The sequence below is a fragment of the Clostridium sediminicola genome (assembly GCF_050402865.1).
In the GTDB taxonomy this organism is placed as follows: Bacteria; Bacillota; Clostridia; order Clostridiales; family Clostridiaceae; genus Clostridium_AF; species Clostridium_AF sediminicola.
The window spans coordinates 1-18,493 of sequence record NZ_BAABMF010000001.1; the positions used below are offsets into that span (position 1 = coordinate 1).

17 protein-coding genes and 1 riboswitch are annotated in these 18,493 nt (G+C 28.1%); of the genes, 11 read left to right on the plus strand and 6 right to left on the minus strand.

Going from position 1 to position 18,493, the window contains the following annotated elements; all coding sequences use genetic code 11:
* The first annotated feature begins 702 nt into the window (after nucleotides 1-702).
* Nucleotides 703-1,704 (plus strand): 3-oxoacyl-[acyl-carrier-protein] synthase III C-terminal domain-containing protein, encoded by a 1,002-nt coding sequence (locus ACQ3F0_RS00005; protein ID WP_428862927.1) that lies wholly within the window; start codon nucleotides 703-705, stop codon nucleotides 1,702-1,704.
* Between the two features lie 72 nt (nucleotides 1,705-1,776).
* On the opposite strand, the gene ACQ3F0_RS00010 is transcribed toward ACQ3F0_RS00005, so the two are convergent.
* Nucleotides 1,777-2,151: a hypothetical protein gene (locus ACQ3F0_RS00010; RefSeq protein WP_428862928.1), complete on the minus strand. Its 375-nt coding sequence runs from the start codon at nucleotides 2,149-2,151 to the stop codon at nucleotides 1,777-1,779.
* Between the two features lie 393 nt (nucleotides 2,152-2,544).
* Between ACQ3F0_RS00010 and ACQ3F0_RS00015 the strand changes: the two genes are divergently transcribed.
* The 5 genes from ACQ3F0_RS00015 to ACQ3F0_RS00035 all read left to right on the plus strand — a co-directional run bounded on the left by ACQ3F0_RS00015 (nucleotide 2,545) and on the right by ACQ3F0_RS00035 (nucleotide 6,690).
* Nucleotides 2,545-3,900 (plus strand): MATE family efflux transporter, encoded by a 1,356-nt coding sequence (locus ACQ3F0_RS00015; RefSeq protein WP_428862929.1) that lies wholly within the window; start codon nucleotides 2,545-2,547, stop codon nucleotides 3,898-3,900.
* A complete protein-coding gene (locus ACQ3F0_RS00020) occupies nucleotides 3,897-4,454 on the plus strand; it encodes a TetR/AcrR family transcriptional regulator (RefSeq protein ID WP_428862930.1) in 558 nt (185 codons plus the stop codon). The genes ACQ3F0_RS00015 and ACQ3F0_RS00020 overlap by 4 nt, the downstream gene beginning before the upstream one ends.
* Nucleotides 4,455-4,746: 292 nt before the next feature.
* Nucleotides 4,747-5,616, plus strand: coding sequence for a hypothetical protein (locus ACQ3F0_RS00025; protein WP_428862931.1), 870 nt, complete (start codon nucleotides 4,747-4,749; stop codon nucleotides 5,614-5,616).
* 1 nt (nucleotide 5,617) lies between these two features.
* Nucleotides 5,618-6,175 carry a hypothetical protein gene (locus tag ACQ3F0_RS00030; RefSeq protein WP_428862932.1) on the plus strand — a complete coding sequence of 186 codons (558 nt, stop codon included), beginning with the start codon at nucleotides 5,618-5,620 and terminating at the stop codon, nucleotides 6,173-6,175.
* A gap of 29 nt (nucleotides 6,176-6,204) precedes the next feature.
* A complete protein-coding gene (locus tag ACQ3F0_RS00035) occupies nucleotides 6,205-6,690 on the plus strand; it encodes a 50S ribosomal protein L7ae (RefSeq protein WP_428862933.1) in 486 nt (161 codons plus the stop codon).
* 72 nt (nucleotides 6,691-6,762) lie between these two features.
* On the opposite strand, the gene ACQ3F0_RS00040 is transcribed toward ACQ3F0_RS00035, so the two are convergent.
* The 4 genes from ACQ3F0_RS00040 to ACQ3F0_RS00055 form a co-directional block, all read right to left on the minus strand.
* Entirely contained in the window at nucleotides 6,763-7,968 is a 1,206-nt protein-coding gene (locus ACQ3F0_RS00040) for an SH3 domain-containing protein (protein ID WP_428862934.1), read from the minus strand.
* 330 nt (nucleotides 7,969-8,298) lie between these two features.
* Nucleotides 8,299-8,643, minus strand: a complete 345-nt coding sequence (locus tag ACQ3F0_RS00045; RefSeq protein WP_428862935.1) for a LysM peptidoglycan-binding domain-containing protein — start codon at nucleotides 8,641-8,643, stop codon at nucleotides 8,299-8,301.
* Between the two features lie 97 nt (nucleotides 8,644-8,740).
* A complete protein-coding gene (locus ACQ3F0_RS00050) occupies nucleotides 8,741-11,419 on the minus strand; it encodes a methyl-accepting chemotaxis protein (RefSeq protein WP_428862936.1) in 2,679 nt (892 codons plus the stop codon).
* A 31-nt stretch (nucleotides 11,420-11,450) separates the two neighbouring features.
* Nucleotides 11,451-11,924 (minus strand): chemotaxis protein CheW, encoded by a 474-nt coding sequence (locus tag ACQ3F0_RS00055; RefSeq protein WP_428862937.1) that lies wholly within the window; start codon nucleotides 11,922-11,924, stop codon nucleotides 11,451-11,453.
* A 436-nt stretch (nucleotides 11,925-12,360) separates the two neighbouring features.
* Nucleotides 12,361-12,462, plus strand: a riboswitch (purine riboswitch).
* A gap of 71 nt (nucleotides 12,463-12,533) precedes the next feature.
* Here ACQ3F0_RS00055 and ACQ3F0_RS00060 point away from each other — a divergent pair.
* From ACQ3F0_RS00060 to ACQ3F0_RS00070, 3 genes are all read left to right on the plus strand, one after another.
* Nucleotides 12,534-13,949 (plus strand): NCS2 family permease, encoded by a 1,416-nt coding sequence (locus ACQ3F0_RS00060; RefSeq protein WP_428862938.1) that lies wholly within the window; start codon nucleotides 12,534-12,536, stop codon nucleotides 13,947-13,949.
* A 306-nt stretch (nucleotides 13,950-14,255) separates the two neighbouring features.
* A complete protein-coding gene (locus ACQ3F0_RS00065; RefSeq protein ID WP_428862939.1) occupies nucleotides 14,256-15,017 on the plus strand; it encodes a SatD family protein in 762 nt (253 codons plus the stop codon).
* Between the two features lies 1 nt (nucleotide 15,018).
* Nucleotides 15,019-15,870 carry a DUF3307 domain-containing protein gene (locus ACQ3F0_RS00070; protein ID WP_428862940.1) on the plus strand — a complete coding sequence of 284 codons (852 nt, stop codon included), beginning with the start codon at nucleotides 15,019-15,021 and terminating at the stop codon, nucleotides 15,868-15,870.
* Here the strand turns inward: ACQ3F0_RS00070 and ACQ3F0_RS00075 are convergent.
* Nucleotides 15,841-16,242: a SatD family protein gene (locus ACQ3F0_RS00075; RefSeq protein ID WP_428862941.1), complete on the minus strand. Its 402-nt coding sequence runs from the start codon at nucleotides 16,240-16,242 to the stop codon at nucleotides 15,841-15,843. The genes ACQ3F0_RS00070 and ACQ3F0_RS00075 overlap by 30 nt on opposite strands.
* 365 nt (nucleotides 16,243-16,607) lie before the next feature.
* Between ACQ3F0_RS00075 and ACQ3F0_RS00080 the strand changes: the two genes are divergently transcribed.
* Both ACQ3F0_RS00080 and ACQ3F0_RS00085 read left to right on the plus strand, forming a co-directional pair.
* Nucleotides 16,608-17,273: a hypothetical protein gene (locus ACQ3F0_RS00080; protein WP_428862942.1), complete on the plus strand. Its 666-nt coding sequence runs from the start codon at nucleotides 16,608-16,610 to the stop codon at nucleotides 17,271-17,273.
* 11 nt (nucleotides 17,274-17,284) lie between these two features.
* Nucleotides 17,285-18,472 carry a hypothetical protein gene (locus tag ACQ3F0_RS00085; protein WP_428862943.1) on the plus strand — a complete coding sequence of 396 codons (1,188 nt, stop codon included), beginning with the start codon at nucleotides 17,285-17,287 and terminating at the stop codon, nucleotides 18,470-18,472.
* Nucleotides 18,473-18,493 lie beyond the last annotated feature (21 nt).

The following is an 18,493-nucleotide window of genomic DNA, read 5'->3' on the forward strand; positions in this document are numbered from 1 at the left end:
AAAAATTAGAACAGATTCCATTGAGAATAAATAGTAGCTTGTTAAAACCAGTTAAATCATTGGTGATCTTTAGCTTTTTACCATATTGTTCTCCACCAGGTTGTAATATTGTAACTACAGAAGATTTTGATGATACATCAATTCCTACAACAAAGTCATTAATAAAATTATTCATAAACATTCTCCTTTGTTTGAATAGATTCCTCATTGGATATCAATGAACTATATCCTCGTTTGTTATTCGGGTAATTCTACAATATATAGAAACCCAACCAGTTACTCATAGAATTCATTGAATGAGGTAACAGTCTAAACAGCGGGTATTGCATAAGCTCCCAGGAATTTAACGTCAATAACTCTATTCAAAATAATTTAGTTTCACTAGTTAGGGTTTACACTAAAAATATGAATATTCGTATATGTTTTTATACTTTTATAATACGAGGAATTTATAAATTCCATCCTTCAGTGAGTAGAAGAAGCATATATAGCGTAAAAGTCATCGTAACAAGCTTTAGAAATTCTTATTTATTTTCGTAATATATGCCTTTGTTCTATTAAATATTGCGAAATTGTAAATATTTAATAAAAAATATAGTATAATTATACAATTGATAATATTTATGGTATAATAATCCCTGGATTGTGTTTATAAACTAATAATGCTAAATATTACAAAATAAAGTGAAGGAAGGTGACGTTATGTTTAATAACATAATAATAAAAGGAATTGGAATTTATCATCCTGAGAATATAGTTGAAAACGAATTTTTTGTTGATCATTTTTCTAAAATAGGAATTAATATCGAAGAAAATTTAAGAGGAATGGGTAGAGAAAAACGATATCTTTCTAATATAGATGGAGAAACTGTAATAACAATGGGTAAAGAGGCTTCACTTAAAGCATTAAAAGAAGCTGATGTGATTCCGGAAGATATAGATATGTTGATTTTTGCTACGGATAGTCCTGAGTATACTTGTCCTACTAATGCTTTATTATTAAATTCTGAATTAGGGGCTACTAATGCTGGCCTAACATTTGATATAAATACTAATTGTACTGGAATGCTATATGCAATTGATGTGGCTTGTAAAATGATGAAAGGTAGTGAAAGTATAAAAAAAGTTTTAATTGTGGGAAGTTTACTTGCTAGTCTAATAGCATGTGAAAAAGATCCTGCGATATATGCAAACTTTGCTGATTCAGCAGCTGCATTAGTTTTGGAAAGTGTAGAAGAAAATACTGAAAGAGGATTTATAGACTCTGCTTGTGTAACTAATGCGTTTGTAAAAGATGGATTTATGATGCCTAAAAAAGGTTTCTCTCAAATTTATAATGATGATATTGAAGTACATGATAAAAAGTTTCAGTTAAATCCATTTGATGCTAGTTTTGTACCAGAAGAATGGGTTAAGTTGATAAACAAGCTTTTAGAAAATAACAATTATAAGGCAGATGATATAAAACAATTCTTATTTTCTCAATATGCAAAACAAATGGGAGAAGGAACTTTGGACATGCTAGGATTATCTACGGATTTTCTTACATATGTAGGGCATATTTATGGATATACAGGTGTAACTAGTCCAATACTAGCATACTATCATGCTCTAGAAGAAAATAAAATAAAAAATGGGGATAATATTATATTTTGTTCAGTAGGAGCAGGATTTAATGCAATGGCAAATTTATATAAACAATAAAAAAGAAGGGGCTAAATATAGCCTCTTCTCCTTGTATAGGAACTTATATATGCCTTTGTTCTTTGAAGTATTTTACAGTAGTGTATATGCTTCGTCTTTTGAACTTACAAATGTAAGTTTATCAAAGCCTGGACGAGTTTTTCCAAGTCTTACAAATTGTGATTGACCGATAAAATCACTTAATTTTACTACGAATCTTTTCTTAAATGGACCTTCTATGTATAGCTTAATTGCGTTATTTAAAGCTTCTGCAACTTCTTTTGTAGATGGTTTTACTCCTCCAGCATCAACGATTAAGTTATATTCGTTTGCAGGTAAAGCATTAGATTTTTGTATGAATTCCTTACAAAATCTTTCACCTTGCTCCATTGAAAAAAAACCTTCTGCAAATGCTATAAATACTTTCTTATTATGATCTACGATCATTTCATATTTTCCTGTTGCCATGTTTTTAAAACCCTCCTAATATTTAATTTGATTGTCAAAATAAAACACTTATAAGTATATAATAAATTTATGGAAATCACAAGAAAAAACTTATAAATTAAATGAAAAAATTAATAATATTTAAAAATAAATTATACAAACGTTGCGATAATTAAAAAAAGGTTATATTATTTGATTTTTTTACATAACTTGATATTGTATTAGGTCGATTCTTAGTATTTAAATATTTATAGCGGCATGGAGAATACAAAAAAACTATTTAATTTGAAAAGAAATTTATAAAACAATATTGACAAAATGAACCTTGTTCACATATAATATATGAACAAGGTTCATTTTGGTTGGTCAAGAGTTAATAGGATCTTAATAAGTTTAATTTGGAAGGTGAAAATTATGGACGATAAAAGAATAAAATTATTAAAAGACGCCCCTGTAAAGAAAGCTATAAATTCAATGGCTTTACCTGCTATTATAGGATTCATTGTAACTGCTATATATAATGTTGTAGATACAATGTTTGTTGCTTGGTTGGGAACTGGAGCTACTGGAGCTACACAAGTTATATTTCCTGTTGCTATGTTGATTTCATCAATTGGGTTATGTTTTGGTATTGGTGGAGGAACCTTTGTATCACGATTACTTGGTAATAAAGATTATGAAAAGGCTAATAAAGTAGCATCTACGGCATTGTTTAGCTCGATTATTATTAGTGTATTATTTACAGCATTATCAATTATATTTATAGAACCGTTATTAACACTATTTGGAGCAAGTTCAACAATTATGGATTTATCTAAATCGTATGGATTCTATATATTATTAGGAAGTCTATTCCAAATGGGTAATATGTCTATGAACAACTTACTTAGATCAGAGGGCAGCGCAAAAATGTCTATGATTGGTATGGCAACAGGAGCTGCTATAAATATAATTTTGGATCCAATTTTAATATTTGGACTTGATTTAGGAATAGCAGGGGCAGCCATAGCTACTACAACATCACAAGCTATTACTTTTCTTATATTGTTATCACAATATTTAAGACATAAAACTGTAACAAGAATAAGCTTTAAGTTTTTTACACTATCTAAAGAAATTTACTCTCAAATTTTTAAGATAGGAATACCTACGTTTTTAAGACAAGTATTATTTAGTTTTTCAATTGGTTTTATGAATCAGGCTGCTGTTGGGACAGGTGGTGACTCGCTATTAGCTGCTATTGGGATTGTGACAAAATTAATTATGGTACCAAATTATATAATATTTGGTATTGGACAAGGGTTTCAACCTGTAGCAGGATACAATTTTGGTGCAGGGAATGATGAGCGTGTTAAAGATTCTTTAGCTTATTCAATAAAAATAAGTGCTATGGTTTCAATCACTAGTGCGGTTATTCTAATAGTCTTTGGCGAACAACTAATGAATATATTCAAAGCTGCTGAAGAAGTCGTGATTTATGGGGTTAAAGGATTGAGATATTTTTCTCTGAGCTTAGTGTTAATGTCAGTAACAAATACTATAAGTATCTATTATCAAGCTATAGGAAAAGGAAAAGAATCATTAATTTTATCAGTGGCAAGGCAAGGAATTTTCTTTATCCCAGCAATATTTATTCTACCAGGAATTTTGGGTGTTGAAGGAGTCTTGATTTCTCAACCTGTAGCGGATATACTTACTATGATATTAACTATGGGGATGTATATTCCATTTGCTAAGAAAAAACGTCTTGAAGCGGAGATGAGAATATGAGAAAAAAAGCAGTAACAAAAGATTCTATTATTGAAATGGCAGCTGAAATAATTGAAGAAAAAGGCACGGCGCAATGTAATATGCGGGAAATAGCAGCACGGTTAGGAATAGCTGTAGGTACACTTTATAATTATTATAATTCAAGAAATTTACTACTCAATGATTTATTTCATCAAAGCTGGAACAAAACATTTCAAAGTCTAGAGATAATTCAAAACGCAGAGATTAGTTTTGAAGAAAAGATTAAAAAATTAGTTTTTGTAATTACTGATGATATCAATAAACGTGGTGGATTAGGATTAGAATTAATGAAAACACAAGATAAAGATTTAGATTTTAAAAAATCTCAGAAATTCGTTGACGTAAGGAATCATATTGTTAAAATTATTACTAATATATATATGATAGAAAACCAAGAGAAAAAACTTGGTTATTCAGATGAGGAATTGACTACATTATCTCGATGGATATATGCAATAGTCAATGATAGTTTAATGAGAAAGAAAGAATTTACGGATACTCAATTTGAGCTATTGTTTAAAATTTTAAGATAATGTTTTGTTTTAAGTAGCTGTTGATTTTGTGAGCAATTTATAGTGAAGAGTTATGGACACCTTTCGCAAGTGAAGGCTTTTAATTAAATAAAAGATGAAATATCTTCCTTTTGCATAGCAAAAGATCAGATTTACCGTTAGCGAAGTTAACAAAATCTAAATATATCGAGTCTATTCAATATGAATAGGCTCTTTTTTTATAAAATAAATAAATGGGGCTATATTTATGATATAATAGTTGGGTAATTATGAATATTATAGATTGTTAATTTAATATAAAGGGAGAAAAGTAATGGTTATTAAAAAAAATATTTCAAAACACCTAATCATCGGAAGTATAATTATTTTAGTATCACTAATAGCTAATGTGTTATTTGCGTGGACAAAGAGAATTGATGAACCAATTTTCTTTGAACATTTTATAGAAGAAGCAGTTTATAATAATAATTCAAGTTTTATAGAGATTCATTATATAACAAATGCTAATGATACAAGAAAACTTATGAATTTAAAATTCGAAGAATTATCTAATTATATTTATGTTGAGCACAACAATGAAGATAATGGAAAATACTACAAACATCATATAGCACATTTACAAATTGTCTTTTGTGATGAAGATATGAAGAAATTAGAAGATAATAAAAAGATAGTTTTAAAAAATGCAATCGCACAATTTTCAGATGGAAAGGAACAAGCTGTAGATATAGGCGAAATTGTTTTACTTCCAATAGACAAAAACAAGGAAAGATTAAGAAGTACCATGAGTAGTTCATCATCAAATCATACATCAAGAACGTCATACGATATTAATAAAAAAATCAAAATAACGAAGGTTGAATCAGAAATTCTTGATGAAGCATCAAATATTTTTAAAGTTGGAATTTCAGCAGGTAGTGATCTATATAGCAGTTCTAAAAACAGGGAATCAAGAACAAAAATTAGTGATATAAAGTTTCCAATAGTTGCTGAAAATACTTTAACAATTGATACAGAAGCAGTTCCTGATAGCGAATCTTTCTTCTTCTGCAGAATGTTATTAAAGCTTTCTTATGAAGATGACGATGGAAATAGCGGTATAATTGAAGTGTTAAATATGAGATACGAACCGTATTTATCGGAAAAAAATATAAGAGAATATGTTAAGAGTAAAGGAGAATAAGATGGGGAAAGCTTACAGTAAGTTATTTACAGGTGTTTTGTTTACAGTTATAAATATAAATATAGGTCCTATTGATATTCTACCGAATTTTATTGGGTATATTATAATTTTAAACGGGCTTTCAATTTTACATACAGAAACATCAATAAAAGATTATAAACACTCTTCTTTTATTTGTTATTTCCTCTTGATTGAAAGTATTGTCAGCATGTGCTTGCCTAATTATCTCAACATTGAGTATTTAACAACTACATCAGTAGGTTGGATGGTAATAAGCAATCTTGCACAATTATTCTTCGTTTATTTTACTTATACAGCTTCCATAGAATTATTGGGACAAAGCAGTAATTCTGAGCTTAGTGAAACTTTAAAATCAGGAAGATCAGGCTACGTATATACTATGATGGTAATTATAATGATATACACATTCCTGCCAAATTTAAGTGCTGATATAAGAACAATGGTTATAATTGGTTGTATTGTAGTAGGGTTCATTATGTTGATAAACTTTTTAGTTAATTTAAATAGACTTAAGAAGTATTTCTTGGCAGCAATATAAGGTGAAAAACAAAGTATAAAGGAGAAAAAATGAAAGCAAAGAGAATAATAACAATAATCGCTATAACAGCTTTAACGATTAGTTTATTTACTGGGTGTGGAATTAGTAATATGAATAGAATCTACAATGATAATAGTAAAATAGCGGACATGGCTGATACCTTTGGATTAGATGAAAGTGAAGAAATGATTGAAGAAGGTAGCTATAAAGGGAAATTCAAACTGAATGGAAGTGGAACCATTTGGAGATATGAGAGTGATGAAGATTTCGATTTGGAAGTACCATATAACTTATCAGTAAAAAGTGGAAAAGCTAAAATTGTTTTAATATCACCTGATAATACAGTTACTACACTTATTGAAAATACAGATAAAGCAACAATAGATGGAAATACGACTCTATCTATACCTGTTAGAAAAGGCATTAATCGCATAAAGGTAGTAGGTTACAAAAAATCAGATATTGATATTGAGCTACATATAAAAAAAGGTACATTTGAAAAAATAAGTTTTTAGTAAGTAGTAAAATAAAAATTATAAAAATAGCCTGTAATTTTCAATTACAGGCTATTTTAAGGAGTTTAAATATTAGTCATATGCAGGAAATTGAGAAAAATTGGAATCGGTAATATCTTTCATATTTACCCAACCTTCATTTCCGTCAGCAGCTTTCATATAAACCCATTCTTTATTATCTGTTGTTGTTAGAGTTACTTTTTGACCACTATTAATTGTACTATTTTTGGATTCTAAATCTTTTTCTTTATAAGATGTTACTGAATTTTTAATATCAAGAACAATACGAGTTTTATAATCAGAATCATATTTATGAATATTATCAATCAAAGAGCAATAAGTAGAATAATATGTAAATAAATTTCTACCAAACCAAGTTCCTAAAGTATCTAATCTTACAGGCGCTTCTATACCTTTGCTTTCTAAAAGTACAGCTTTATAGTCAAAATCTTCTTCATTATTTGAATCATACTCTGAGCTGTGAACTAGGAATCCTGGTACTGAACCAACAGTTACAAAGGCATTATTTCCATCAGGAGCAATTATTGAATATAGTTCAGTTACAGGGTCCATACTTGGTCCATAATCAATAATTCCTATCATATTCATAGCTGTGCCAAATTTATCTTTGAATTTAACAATAACGAAGTAATCACTTTCTGGAGCTTCAAGACAGAGTTCTATTGGATCATAACCTTTGACTGTAAGCTTTCCATTAAATTCATCAACAATTTCATATCTTATTTCTTCATCTTTACCATCTTCATTAATGTCAAAATATATTGTACTATTTAATTTAAATTTATAAAAGTTGGAACCTATTTTTTTTATTAGTCCATTATTAGAATTAGTAGAAGTAGTAGTGGAACTGCCTGTATCATTTTCTTGTCCTTGAGGGGTTCCAACATATAAATAGTAATAGCCTTCACCTTGTTCAATTCCGTAGCCAAGTGCTAAAAGTTTGTCCACATATTTTTTGAAATCTTCATTTGTTTTGTAAAGTTCGAATTGTTTAATATCTTCATCATAAAATCCACCTGGAGAATTATCAAGAAATTCGTGAAGTTTTGTTTCATATTCAACTAAGGAGGCTTTTAATTCTTCATCTGAAAGTTTAGTTATTTTGTTTTCCTCTTTTGCTTTCTTTTCTTTCATCTCAACTTCAGCTCTAACTTCTTCTTTGAGTTTGTTTCTTTCTTCTTCATTAGTTTTAGAACATCCTGAAAATACTAATGACAATATTAGTACACTAAATAAAACACTCCACTTTTTTTTCAATATCAATCACCCCGTTGTAAGAATTAATCCAATATATACATATGTAGTATTAATATGTATATAACATGAACATATGTATATAATAGACTAATTATGTAATGAAATCAAGAATATATCTATGGTTATTTCCGTGTAGCGCGCAATATCATATCATAGTGTTGCTGAACATATTGATCAGATGCTTTTGTTGAATGAGGCTTACTATTTTGAAGATATAAATCTTTTTCTTTCAGTTTTTGCCCAACGATTATTGAATCTGAAGTTAGATTATTAAATATTTTCGCTTGTCAAAGAATTATATTCTTTTATGTTATCAATACTAACATTATACTATTGAGAGATTTTCCATAATGAATCCCCAGATTGTACAGTGTGAATTATAGAGGAGGGACTTGTAGTGCTATTTTCTGCTTTTGCAATTTTAGGGTTTGCTACACCTGCAAATGAGAGAGAGCATACTAATACTGAACCAAATAATATCTTGCAAGTGTTGATTTTTTTATTTGGAAATTCTTCTTTTACATAATCACTAATATTCTGATTTAGTTTTTTATCTTTTTTTCTGAATTTTTCTATAAACTCTAAAGAAAACTCAGTTAAGCTATCATCTAGGTATAAATAAAGAGTGTAGCCGTCTTGGTTCTCTTCTAGTTTGTGATATTTAAATGCGTTCATCAAAGAAACCTCCTTTTCCTTAGTATGTACGGAATTTAAATCATTATGAATTAAAATAAAAACTACAGTCGAGTATATTATCGACTGTAGTTTTTGTTTAGTATTTACCAAAATCCAAATCATTCAAGAGGATTTTTTCGGGAATTTCTTTCTTTTTATCTTTACTCATACTTTCTAGTATTTTAAGAACTTCTGGGTTTAGAGATTCTGCATCTTTATAAGCAATAACTTCATTCTGTTCTTTTAGTTTGAATTTGCTAACTTGATTTTTTAGCATTTCTGCTTGACCAGAAAGTTCTTCACTAGCAGAAGCTGTTTCTTCAGAAGTAGCTGAAGTAGTTTGTACAACATTTGCAATTTGACTAATACCTTGATTAACTTGGTTTACACCAAGTGCTTGTTCGTTGGAAGCTATTGCAATGTTTCCTACTAATTCTGCAGCATCGGCAGCTCCTTTTACTATTTTATGAAGAGAATTTGCGGTATTATTAGCAATTTTAGTACCATCTTTGACTTTATTAATGGAACCTTCTATTAACGCTGTTGTTTCTTTTGCGGCATTTGCTGAACGAGCTGCTAAATTCCTCACTTCTTCAGCGACTACAGCAAATCCTTTGCCGTGTTCGCCAGCTCTTGCAGCTTCTACAGCAGCATTAAGAGCCAGTATATTAGTCTGGAATGCAATCTCATCAATAACTTTAATAATTTTGGAAATATTATTTGAAGATTCATTAATTTCTCCCATTGCACTTAACATTTTTTCCATTTCTAAATTACCTTTTGTAGCATTAGATTTAGCTCCTTCAGTAATTTCTTTTGCTTTGTTAGCGTTTTGTGCATTTTGTTTTGTTTGTGTGGAAATCTCTTCAATAGTTGCAGTTAATTCTTCTACAGAACTAGCTTGCTCAGTAGCCCCTTGAGATAAAGCCAAACTTGAATCAGAGACTTGTTTTGAACCAGAAGCTACTTGATCTGCTGCATTGTTAATATCTGATAAAACTTCATTTAAAGATTGAATTATATCATTTAAAGAAATTTTAATTTGGGAGAAATCACCTTTATAATCAACAGTTGTTTCAACGTCTAAATTTCCATTAGATATACTAGATAGGATGTTAGATAATTCGTTTATATTTTCTGATATACTTTTTATGGCAGCTTTGAAATAATTGTTTATCTTTAAAAAGTTTTCTCTATCTTTCGTTGTATATTCGTCTGCTTCCGCAACATCGAAATTAAGGTTTAAATTTCCTTCAGAAAGTAAATCAAGATTTTTAGCAAGTTTTTCAACTTCTGCATCTTGGTAAAGTTTTTTTCTATATTCCTCAGTGATATCGGTTATTAGTTCTATATGACCAATTTTTTCACTGTCCTTATTATATAAATAAGATGTAGAGATATTATAATTATTACCATTTTGATTAAACTTAGTTTTATTAATATTATTTTTCAATTTAGCAATTCCACAATCTTCTGTATTACACACATTTGCATCCCAATTAGAACAATGTTTTCCTAAAACATCTTCTCTTTTTATATCAAGATGTTTTAAAAGTGCTTTATTCAAGAATGTCCAGTTCATATCTAAATCAGTAACTGATATTGGATTTTCTATAGAATCTAATATACCTTCGTACCAATAAATTTTCTCTACTACAGTATCAAGAGTTTCATTTATACCTTTAACAATTTCTTTATGCTCACCATTAAATTTCTGTAAATCTCCACGAACTTCGAATTCTCCATCTACAGCTGCTTTTGTCAACATATTTGTTTCAGAGATAAGATTTTTAAGGGTTTCTACTACTGAATTCATACTGTTACCTAGTAAATCTTTTTCGGATTGTAAATCTACGCTCACTGAAAGGTCACCAGAGGCAATTTTTTCAGCTACAGTAGCATGATCTTTTATATTTGTAATCATTTTTTTGAATGAAGAGGTGAGTTGTCCAATTTCATCATTTGAATTTGATTCAACATTTACATCTACATCACCTTCAGCAAGTTTTTCTGAAGCTTCTAATAATTTTTTTATTGGTTTACTAATTATGTTTGATATGTAGAGACCAAAAACAATAGCTAATATCACTGCTATAACCACATAAATTCCCATATTTATCATAGTTTTTCCCGCAAGTTTTTTAGTCTCATTAGCTGTTTCTTTAGCTAATTCTAATTTTTTCTCAGCTAGGTTATTTATTGCAGTTTCCAAGTCGAAAGCTTTTGCACCTAATCTTCCTTTTAGTAAAACTAAAGATTCGGTATCTTTATTCTGTTGGCATAATACAAGTAGTTCGTTTAGACCTTCAGCAAATTCGGTTTTAGTAGACAAAAATTCGTTAAATAATTGGTTCATTTCTTTTGATTCAGGAGTATCACCATGAATTGATTTCTGGAATTCAGCACCAACTGTATCTAATTCTTGTAAAACCTTATTCATGTTTGAAAATTTATTATTAACTTGATAGGAATCATCTTCAAGAATCATTTCTTCAGCAGAAACCCATATTCTTTGATAGAGCGTTAGCATTTTTGAAGACTGAGATACAGGAATTGTCATATTCTCGTAGAGCTCTATATTACTGTTTTGTAATTTGAAAATTTGATTGATTCCTATAGCACCCACTATACCGGCTAGTATTGCAACTAAAATAAAACTGGTTGTGAGTTTAGTTGAAATTTTTAAGTTTCTAAATCCTTTCAATATTTTAGTGTTTTTCTTTTTATTACTAATAAGTAATTTCTTTGTTTTCTTTGTGCCTTTAAGTCTTTTCACAATTAATTTCTCCTTTATGGTAAATATTTGATTAATCGGTTTCTTCGTCATCTTGTTCTAAAAGTTCTTCGCAATCAAGGATTAATACTACCTTGTTTTCTGTTTTTCCAATATTCTTAATATAATTTTTTGTGTTATTATTAACATTTGGAGGTAGTATAATATTTTCTTCAGATATAGAAAGTACTTCTGATACACTATCGACTATAAGTCCAATAGAAATATCATTGAAGTCTATGACAACTATGCATGTCCTGTCATCATATTCAACAGCAGGTTTTTTGAATTTTAGCCTTACATCCATAACAGGAATTATTTTTCCTCTTAAATTTATTATTCCTTTTATGTATTCTGGTAATTCTGGTACTTTTGTAATTGGATGAACATTAATAATCTCTGTTACATGGGAGATTTCAACACCATATGCTTCCTTTTCAATTGAAAAAGTCAGGAATTTTCCTTTTTGTGAATCTTGAGTTTGGTTTTTAACTAAGTTTTCAGCCATATTATCGCTCCTTTTATTTTTTTAGAATAGTCTTTATTGAATTTTGTATTGGCAATGTTCTATTATTGGAAATTTTAACGTTGATTAACTATTTATCTTATTATTAAGCTATGTTTCAAAATAGGGTTGATATCAATTAAAAAGAACACGATTGAAATAAAAGACGAACTATTGCTCTCAAAATCAACAGCTATTTAAAACAAATCCTATTATAAAATTCAATAATACTTTTGTTAACCATATTAAATTATATTATAAAATGTATTGAGTGCCAAGTCTTTCCTTGAAATTATTTGTAAAATATTATATTAAATTTTATTATATTAAAAATTATATTTAATTATATGATAAAAAGTTTGAATTTTGTTAGTTCAGAAGTACATCGTCAAATAATGTTGACTTATGTAAATTTAGGTGATATCATACCTAAGGAGAAATTAAATAGTATTATATACCTCATATAAATCCGATAATATGGTTCGGTTGTTTCTACGAGAAAACCTTAAATTTTTTCGCTATGAGTAAATCTATATATATTTATACTAAATTCTAGTATCGGATTTGCTTTTATCTGAGTACTAGATTTTTTTTATGGGGAGGAAAAACTAAATGGAAACGACAAACGCAAGACAAAAATCATTATTGGAAACATTATTTAAATTATCAGAGAATGGTACAAATGTAAAAACAGAAATTTTGGCAGGATTTACTACTTATATAACAGTAGCCTATGCTTTGCTAGTTATTCCTAATATTTTAAAAATGTCTGGAATGAACGCAGCAGGATTAAGAGGGGATGAGGCAGCATTACTTACTATTTTAAATGATCCTATAGTAGGTTCAGCTTTTGCATCTACTTGTTTAGCGGCCGCCATTGGAACATTAATAATGGCATTTTATGCAAACTTACCTTTTGTACTAGCACCTGGAATTGGCCTTACAGCATTCTTTTCTTATAGTGTTTGCTTAAAGTTAGGATATACATGGCAGCAGGGATTAACTGCAGTTTGTATTTCGGGATTTATATTTATATTAATAACACTTACTTCCATAAGAGAAAAAATAGTTGATGCTTTGCCACAGAATTTAAAGCTTGCTATAACAGGTGGTATTGGACTTTTTATAGCTCTTATAGGACTGAAAAGTGGAAGTGTTATAGTGGCAAATCCAGGAACTTTAGTAAGTTTTGGGAGTTTTACAAACCCACATACTGCATTAACTATAATCGGGATAGTTATAACAGGAATACTTATGGCTCGTAAAGTAAAAGGTTCTATGTTAATAGGAATTATATTAACTACTATAGTAGGTATACCTATGGGGATAACACAGACAAGTGGTTTTAAATTATTTTATGTACCTCCAATTGGAAAGACTTTTTTTGCTTTTGATTTTCCGGGACTATTAAGTCATGGAGGAAGTGGTGTTATTGGTGCTATTGTTAGTATTGTAATGGTTGTTATTACTTTTAGTTTGGTGGATTTATTTGATTCTATAGGAACATTAGTAGGAACAGCTCAAAAGTCTGGGATGGTTGATGAAAATGGACGAGTTAAAAATATTAGAAAAGCGTTATTCGCTGATGCTTTCGCTACAACTTTAGGAGGAGCATTAGGGACAACTACATTAGCAACTGTAGTAGAATCAGCAGCAGGGATTGCAGAAGGTGGAAGAACAGGACTTACTAATGTAGTAGTGGGGATATTGTTTATTATTTCTATTTTCTTTGGTGGGGTTATCGGAATTGTTCCAGCAGAAGCGACATCACCTGCTCTTGTAATTGTTGGTGTTCTTATGCTAGGAGCCGTTACTGATATAGATTTTAATGATTTCACAGAAGCACTTCCAGCTTTCTTTACAATAGTAATAATGCCTTTTAGTTATAGTATAGCAAATGGGGTAGCAGCAGGAATTATTTTTTATCCCATAATGAAGGTTGCTACAGGAAGAAAAAAAGAAGTACATTCTATAATGTACATAATGGCAGTATTATTTATTTTAAGATTTATATTGCTGCCTGAATAATTGTTGAGTTAGAATATCTAAATAAGTATATATAAATACTAAAGGTTTCTTAAAAGTTTTGATCATTGGTGTGATTTCTAAACTTTTAAGAAACCATTTTTAATTTTATTTATAAATAAGATGTTATTTATGATATGGTTAAACCATGATATAATAATTATAGATTATGCCATTATTTAGGAAAATTAAAATTGTGCAAATGTATAAATAAAAATAAGTTTATTTATTTTATAATTGGAGAGTATTATAAATATATAAATAAGTTTTTTATGGTATTATAAAAATAAAAATATAATAGGTGATTGTATGAATATTTATTCTGTAATTAATATAGATATAGTTAAGTCTAGAGAAATTGATAATAGAGATGAGTTTCAAATAAAACTAAGTAAGTATATAGAAAATCTAAATGAAAAATATGCTAATATTTTACTTGCTCCTATAACTATGACTTTAGGAGATGAATGGCAAATAATCTTGATGCAGCCTAAAGAAAGTTATCATGTTATCGATAGATTTCAAGAGTTATTTAGGGGAGAAAATCTTAAAATATATGCAGGTATTGGCATTGGAACTATTAGTACTAAAATATATAAAGATACTAGAATGATGGATGGAGAATGCTTTATCAAAGCTAGAGAAGCTTTAGAAATTACTAAGAATCGGAATACATTCTATAACAAAAGAATTAACAGCAGAGATAATCGAGTATATTTTAATGCAGATAATGTAGGGTTTAATAATTTAGTCGATAATGACTTATTAGATGAAGTTGCTGTTACAAATGATGATGTGAATGAGGATGCGTTAACTTTGAATAAGATGATAAATACATTAATTGAAAATAATGAAGTATTGAAAAGTAAATTTACAAAAAAACAGATGGATATTATTAATCTTTATAAAAACAATAAATCTTATAGTAATATACTAAAAGTTAATAAGAATCTTTCAAAATCAGATATCAGTCAAAAACTAAATGCATCGAATTATTTTCTTGTAGATAGTAATAATAGAATGATAGAAAACTTACTAAATGCTTATTGTAATATTCGAAAGGAGTATTAAAATGCAATTTACAGTCCTCTTAATGTTTATTATAAGCCATATATTTTTTGATTTCATATTTCAAAATGAGGATGTTATAGAACAGAGATTTAGTATTAGAAAATTTGATAGAGTAAAGGGGAATAAAGCTCATGCAAAAGATCATTTTGTAGGAATGTTAGTAGCTTTAATTTTATATATTATTTTATTTGGAGGATTATATGCTAATTATATAGGAATACTATGTGCTATAGTTATTATAACAGTCTCACATTATTTTATAGATAGTTTAAAATCAGAGATTTCATCTAAAATAGTTTCCTATAAAAACAATGTGTGGGTTTTTATAAGTGATCAATTAATACATATTTTTATAATTATTATAACCCTTTTACCATATAGGGTGATGGGGCTATTAAAACAATTATTTGATGGACAACCCTTAAAAGAAATTTTAAAGATTTGTACTTTGAATTTTGACTTGATAGATAAATGGTTAATTGCAATTGCCATATTTTTGTCTTGTACTTTTGCTGCAGGAATATTCATAAAGATTTTTTTTGAACATAAAAATTATAAGGATGATAAGAATAGTGAAAATAGATTTTTAAATAAAACTGTTAATTTAGGAACAAAGAGTGGTGGAATGATTATTGGGATTCTAGAAAGAAGTATCATAATTATTTCAATTATAAGTGGATATCATCAATTTGTAGCTTTTATTTTAACTACAAAATCTATTGCAAGATTTAAAAAATTAGATAATGAAGTTTTTGCTGAATTTTTTATAATTGGTACTCTAATTAGTTTTATTATTGCAATAATAGGTGGTATATTAATTAGGTTAATAGATATCTTTCCACCCATTGGCTAAAACAACTAAAGGTAAGTTGTTTTTTTTTGCATAATTAATGGCATCTCTTGCTCTATAAAAAGAGGAACCATATAGCTGATTAGTTGTTAGTTTGGGATCTATTATAGAAAGATTTCCAATACCAATCCCACTATAAAATTTTATTTCAGGAATAAAAGAGTTAAAAAATTTTATAATATTCATAAAATCAGATGGATATTTCAATAAACCTTCCCATTCATCTCCAACTGTAATAACGAAAGGAGAAATAATAATATCGTTGAATTTATCATTAGTGATTTTTAGCATATCGATAAGTTTATATTGAATGTCTTGACGATGATTAAGACATTTTGAATTTTTTATATCACAAATTATAGTGCAATACTTCATATTATCCTCCCTAAGAATCTATAAGCAAAGCTTTTCTCTTGAAAGTATTTAAAGTTAATATTTAAAGGTAAACAGTAAAACAGTTTAGGTTAAGAATTAAACTGTTCTATAGTTTAGTTTTGAAGCTAAACTATAAAAACTAATAATTAAAGATTTTCAGTAAGTAAACACTCCTAATAATATACATTATATGTGTAAAACCTCGTTTTGGTATAAATAATTGCAGGGTTGATATTTTACAATTCTTTAATAAGATTCTTATAATACAAATTATTATTTATGATATAATAATTTTTACAGTAAGTATAATTTAGAGTTCGTAGCAATTTATGTAAAAATGTTTAATTAGGATTAGGAGTGATATATTGAATTTAAAGGAAATGAAAAAAGACAACAAAAGTATATTAATCATCGCATTAATTTTGAGTATATTTAACTTGCCATTAGTAATTTATTTTATAAAGGGCCAGTATTCAGTTTTTAGAACGATAATGATTATTACAATAATTATTCTTAATCAATTAATTTTATCAAGTTTTATAAAGGATTTTATTTTTATAAAACATTTTAAGATAATTGATAATGCAAAAAGAATTACATGTTCAAATTTTAGAGAAAAACTTATTATGGTATCTTATACAAGTTATATAGGATTTTATTATATTCTTTTATTTTTTATTATGGTCAACAGTGATTATAGTGGTGGTATTGCTCTTTTGTATGTAAATATAATGAATTTAACTAATCTATTAAATGGACAAAAGACATTTAACGTATATAAAGGAGATAATTATTTTTTATATGGTGAAAGACTTATTGAAAATAGAGAAATCTTGTATTATGACGTTAAAACAGTAAAGAAGTATAAAAAAAATAAGAAAGATAAGATAACACTTACTATTCATATAAAAGGTGTACAAGATCTAGTAATTTTGGATAGCAAAATGGCATATAAAATTCAAGACGTTATTAAAGAAATTTGTGATGACAGATTTGTAGAAGATAAGATGAAGGAATTAGGGCTAATTTAGGGGGAAAGTATATGAAAACAGGTGAATATATATTTAAAGATATAAAGCATATAAAAATAAATAAAGTACTTATGGACAAACTTTACGCATCTGCATTATATTTTGAGAAAAATAAATGTATATTAGAAGTATTAGCACCTCATAGTATTGCAAATACTTATGAAGAATACGATGAGGATCATGAACAGAAACTTACAGTTGGAGAAAGTTGGGCTCATAATTTAAAGAGCGCAATGGCAATAAAGTGGCCTTTAGAACATGCAAACTACTATATTGAAGTCAATGGTATAAAAATAGGGAAGAATTTTGGTAGGACAACAGGTTATAGATACGAACCTGAAATAATAAATAATAATGAGTTTGAAAGAGAAAAAGAAACTACTTTTATTAATTCACATGATGATGTAAGTGAAGAAAAAAATTTAGAAGAAGTTATTAAGCCTACAAAACATGGAGTGCAAATACCTTCAAGTTCTCCAGCTGATGATTTGAAAAGTCTTTTTGAAGATGAAGACCTTATAGAGGCATTTGAATCATCAATGTCATCTTTATTTGAAATTGAAGATTCAGAAGAGGGATACTCTGATTTTCAAGATAAATGGAATGAAAAAGAAAGAAAATTATTTTATGAATTTAGAAATACTGCAATTATACCAGACTATTTAAATAATGAATCAATGATGATTGCAGATTTGATTTTCAAAGATAAGAATATTTCTTTAATAAGTAATAAAATAGAGAGTTTGAAATTTATAATTGAAAGTTATAAAAAACAATATTTAACACGTATAAATCTTAAATTACCTTTTGGTAAATTCGAAAAGCCAGTTAAGATTTTTTCTAAGGAATGGAGTATATTTACAGAGAAAATTTCAATAGAAGGTATTGTTGAAGTGAAAAAAGATAATGAACAGGGAATAAAAATTCCTTCTGGGAAAAAGGCTGTTTTTGTTACTTATGAAACAATAGATAATGTATTGATTGTATCTAATTTTTCTACGAGAGAAGTTTTACAATCTTATAAGCGTCCTGAGTATTTATTTGATAGAATAGAATTATTAAAGGAAAAAGGGATAAATGGATTCAATAAGTATACAACCTGTGCAGGATATGTAGATGAAAATGCAGAAATAGCAGATTTAGAATTATTTTCTATATGTATTACCTGCGAGTGTAATAAAGAGTTTGTATTACTCTAGTAAGTAATAGAAATGAATAGT

Excerpts from the sequence above, each read along its gene's own strand:
- ACQ3F0_RS00030 (WP_428862932.1), top strand. The coding sequence starts at position 5,618 with ATGGGGAAAGCTTACAGTAAGTTATTTACAGGTGTTTTGTTTACAGTT.
- ACQ3F0_RS00085 (WP_428862943.1), top strand. The coding sequence starts at position 17,285 with ATGAAAACAGGTGAATATATATTTAAAGATATAAAGCATATAAAAATA.
- ACQ3F0_RS00020 (WP_428862930.1), top strand. The coding sequence starts at position 3,897 with ATGAGAAAAAAAGCAGTAACAAAAGATTCTATTATTGAAATGGCAGCT.
- ACQ3F0_RS00060 (WP_428862938.1), top strand. The coding sequence starts at position 12,534 with ATGGAAACGACAAACGCAAGACAAAAATCATTATTGGAAACATTATTT.
- ACQ3F0_RS00075 (WP_428862941.1), bottom strand. The coding sequence starts at position 16,242 with ATGAAGTATTGCACTATAATTTGTGATATAAAAAATTCAAAATGTCTT.
- ACQ3F0_RS00045 (WP_428862935.1), bottom strand. The coding sequence starts at position 8,643 with ATGAACGCATTTAAATATCACAAACTAGAAGAGAACCAAGACGGCTAC.
- ACQ3F0_RS00005 (WP_428862927.1), top strand. The coding sequence starts at position 703 with ATGTTTAATAACATAATAATAAAAGGAATTGGAATTTATCATCCTGAG.
- ACQ3F0_RS00015 (WP_428862929.1), top strand. The coding sequence starts at position 2,545 with ATGGACGATAAAAGAATAAAATTATTAAAAGACGCCCCTGTAAAGAAA.
- ACQ3F0_RS00065 (WP_428862939.1), top strand. The coding sequence starts at position 14,256 with ATGAATATTTATTCTGTAATTAATATAGATATAGTTAAGTCTAGAGAA.
- ACQ3F0_RS00025 (WP_428862931.1), top strand. The coding sequence starts at position 4,747 with ATGGTTATTAAAAAAAATATTTCAAAACACCTAATCATCGGAAGTATA.
- ACQ3F0_RS00055 (WP_428862937.1), bottom strand. The coding sequence starts at position 11,924 with ATGGCTGAAAACTTAGTTAAAAACCAAACTCAAGATTCACAAAAAGGA.
- ACQ3F0_RS00035 (WP_428862933.1), top strand. The coding sequence starts at position 6,205 with ATGAAAGCAAAGAGAATAATAACAATAATCGCTATAACAGCTTTAACG.
- ACQ3F0_RS00070 (WP_428862940.1), top strand. The coding sequence starts at position 15,019 with ATGCAATTTACAGTCCTCTTAATGTTTATTATAAGCCATATATTTTTT.
- ACQ3F0_RS00010 (WP_428862928.1), bottom strand. The coding sequence starts at position 2,151 with ATGGCAACAGGAAAATATGAAATGATCGTAGATCATAATAAGAAAGTA.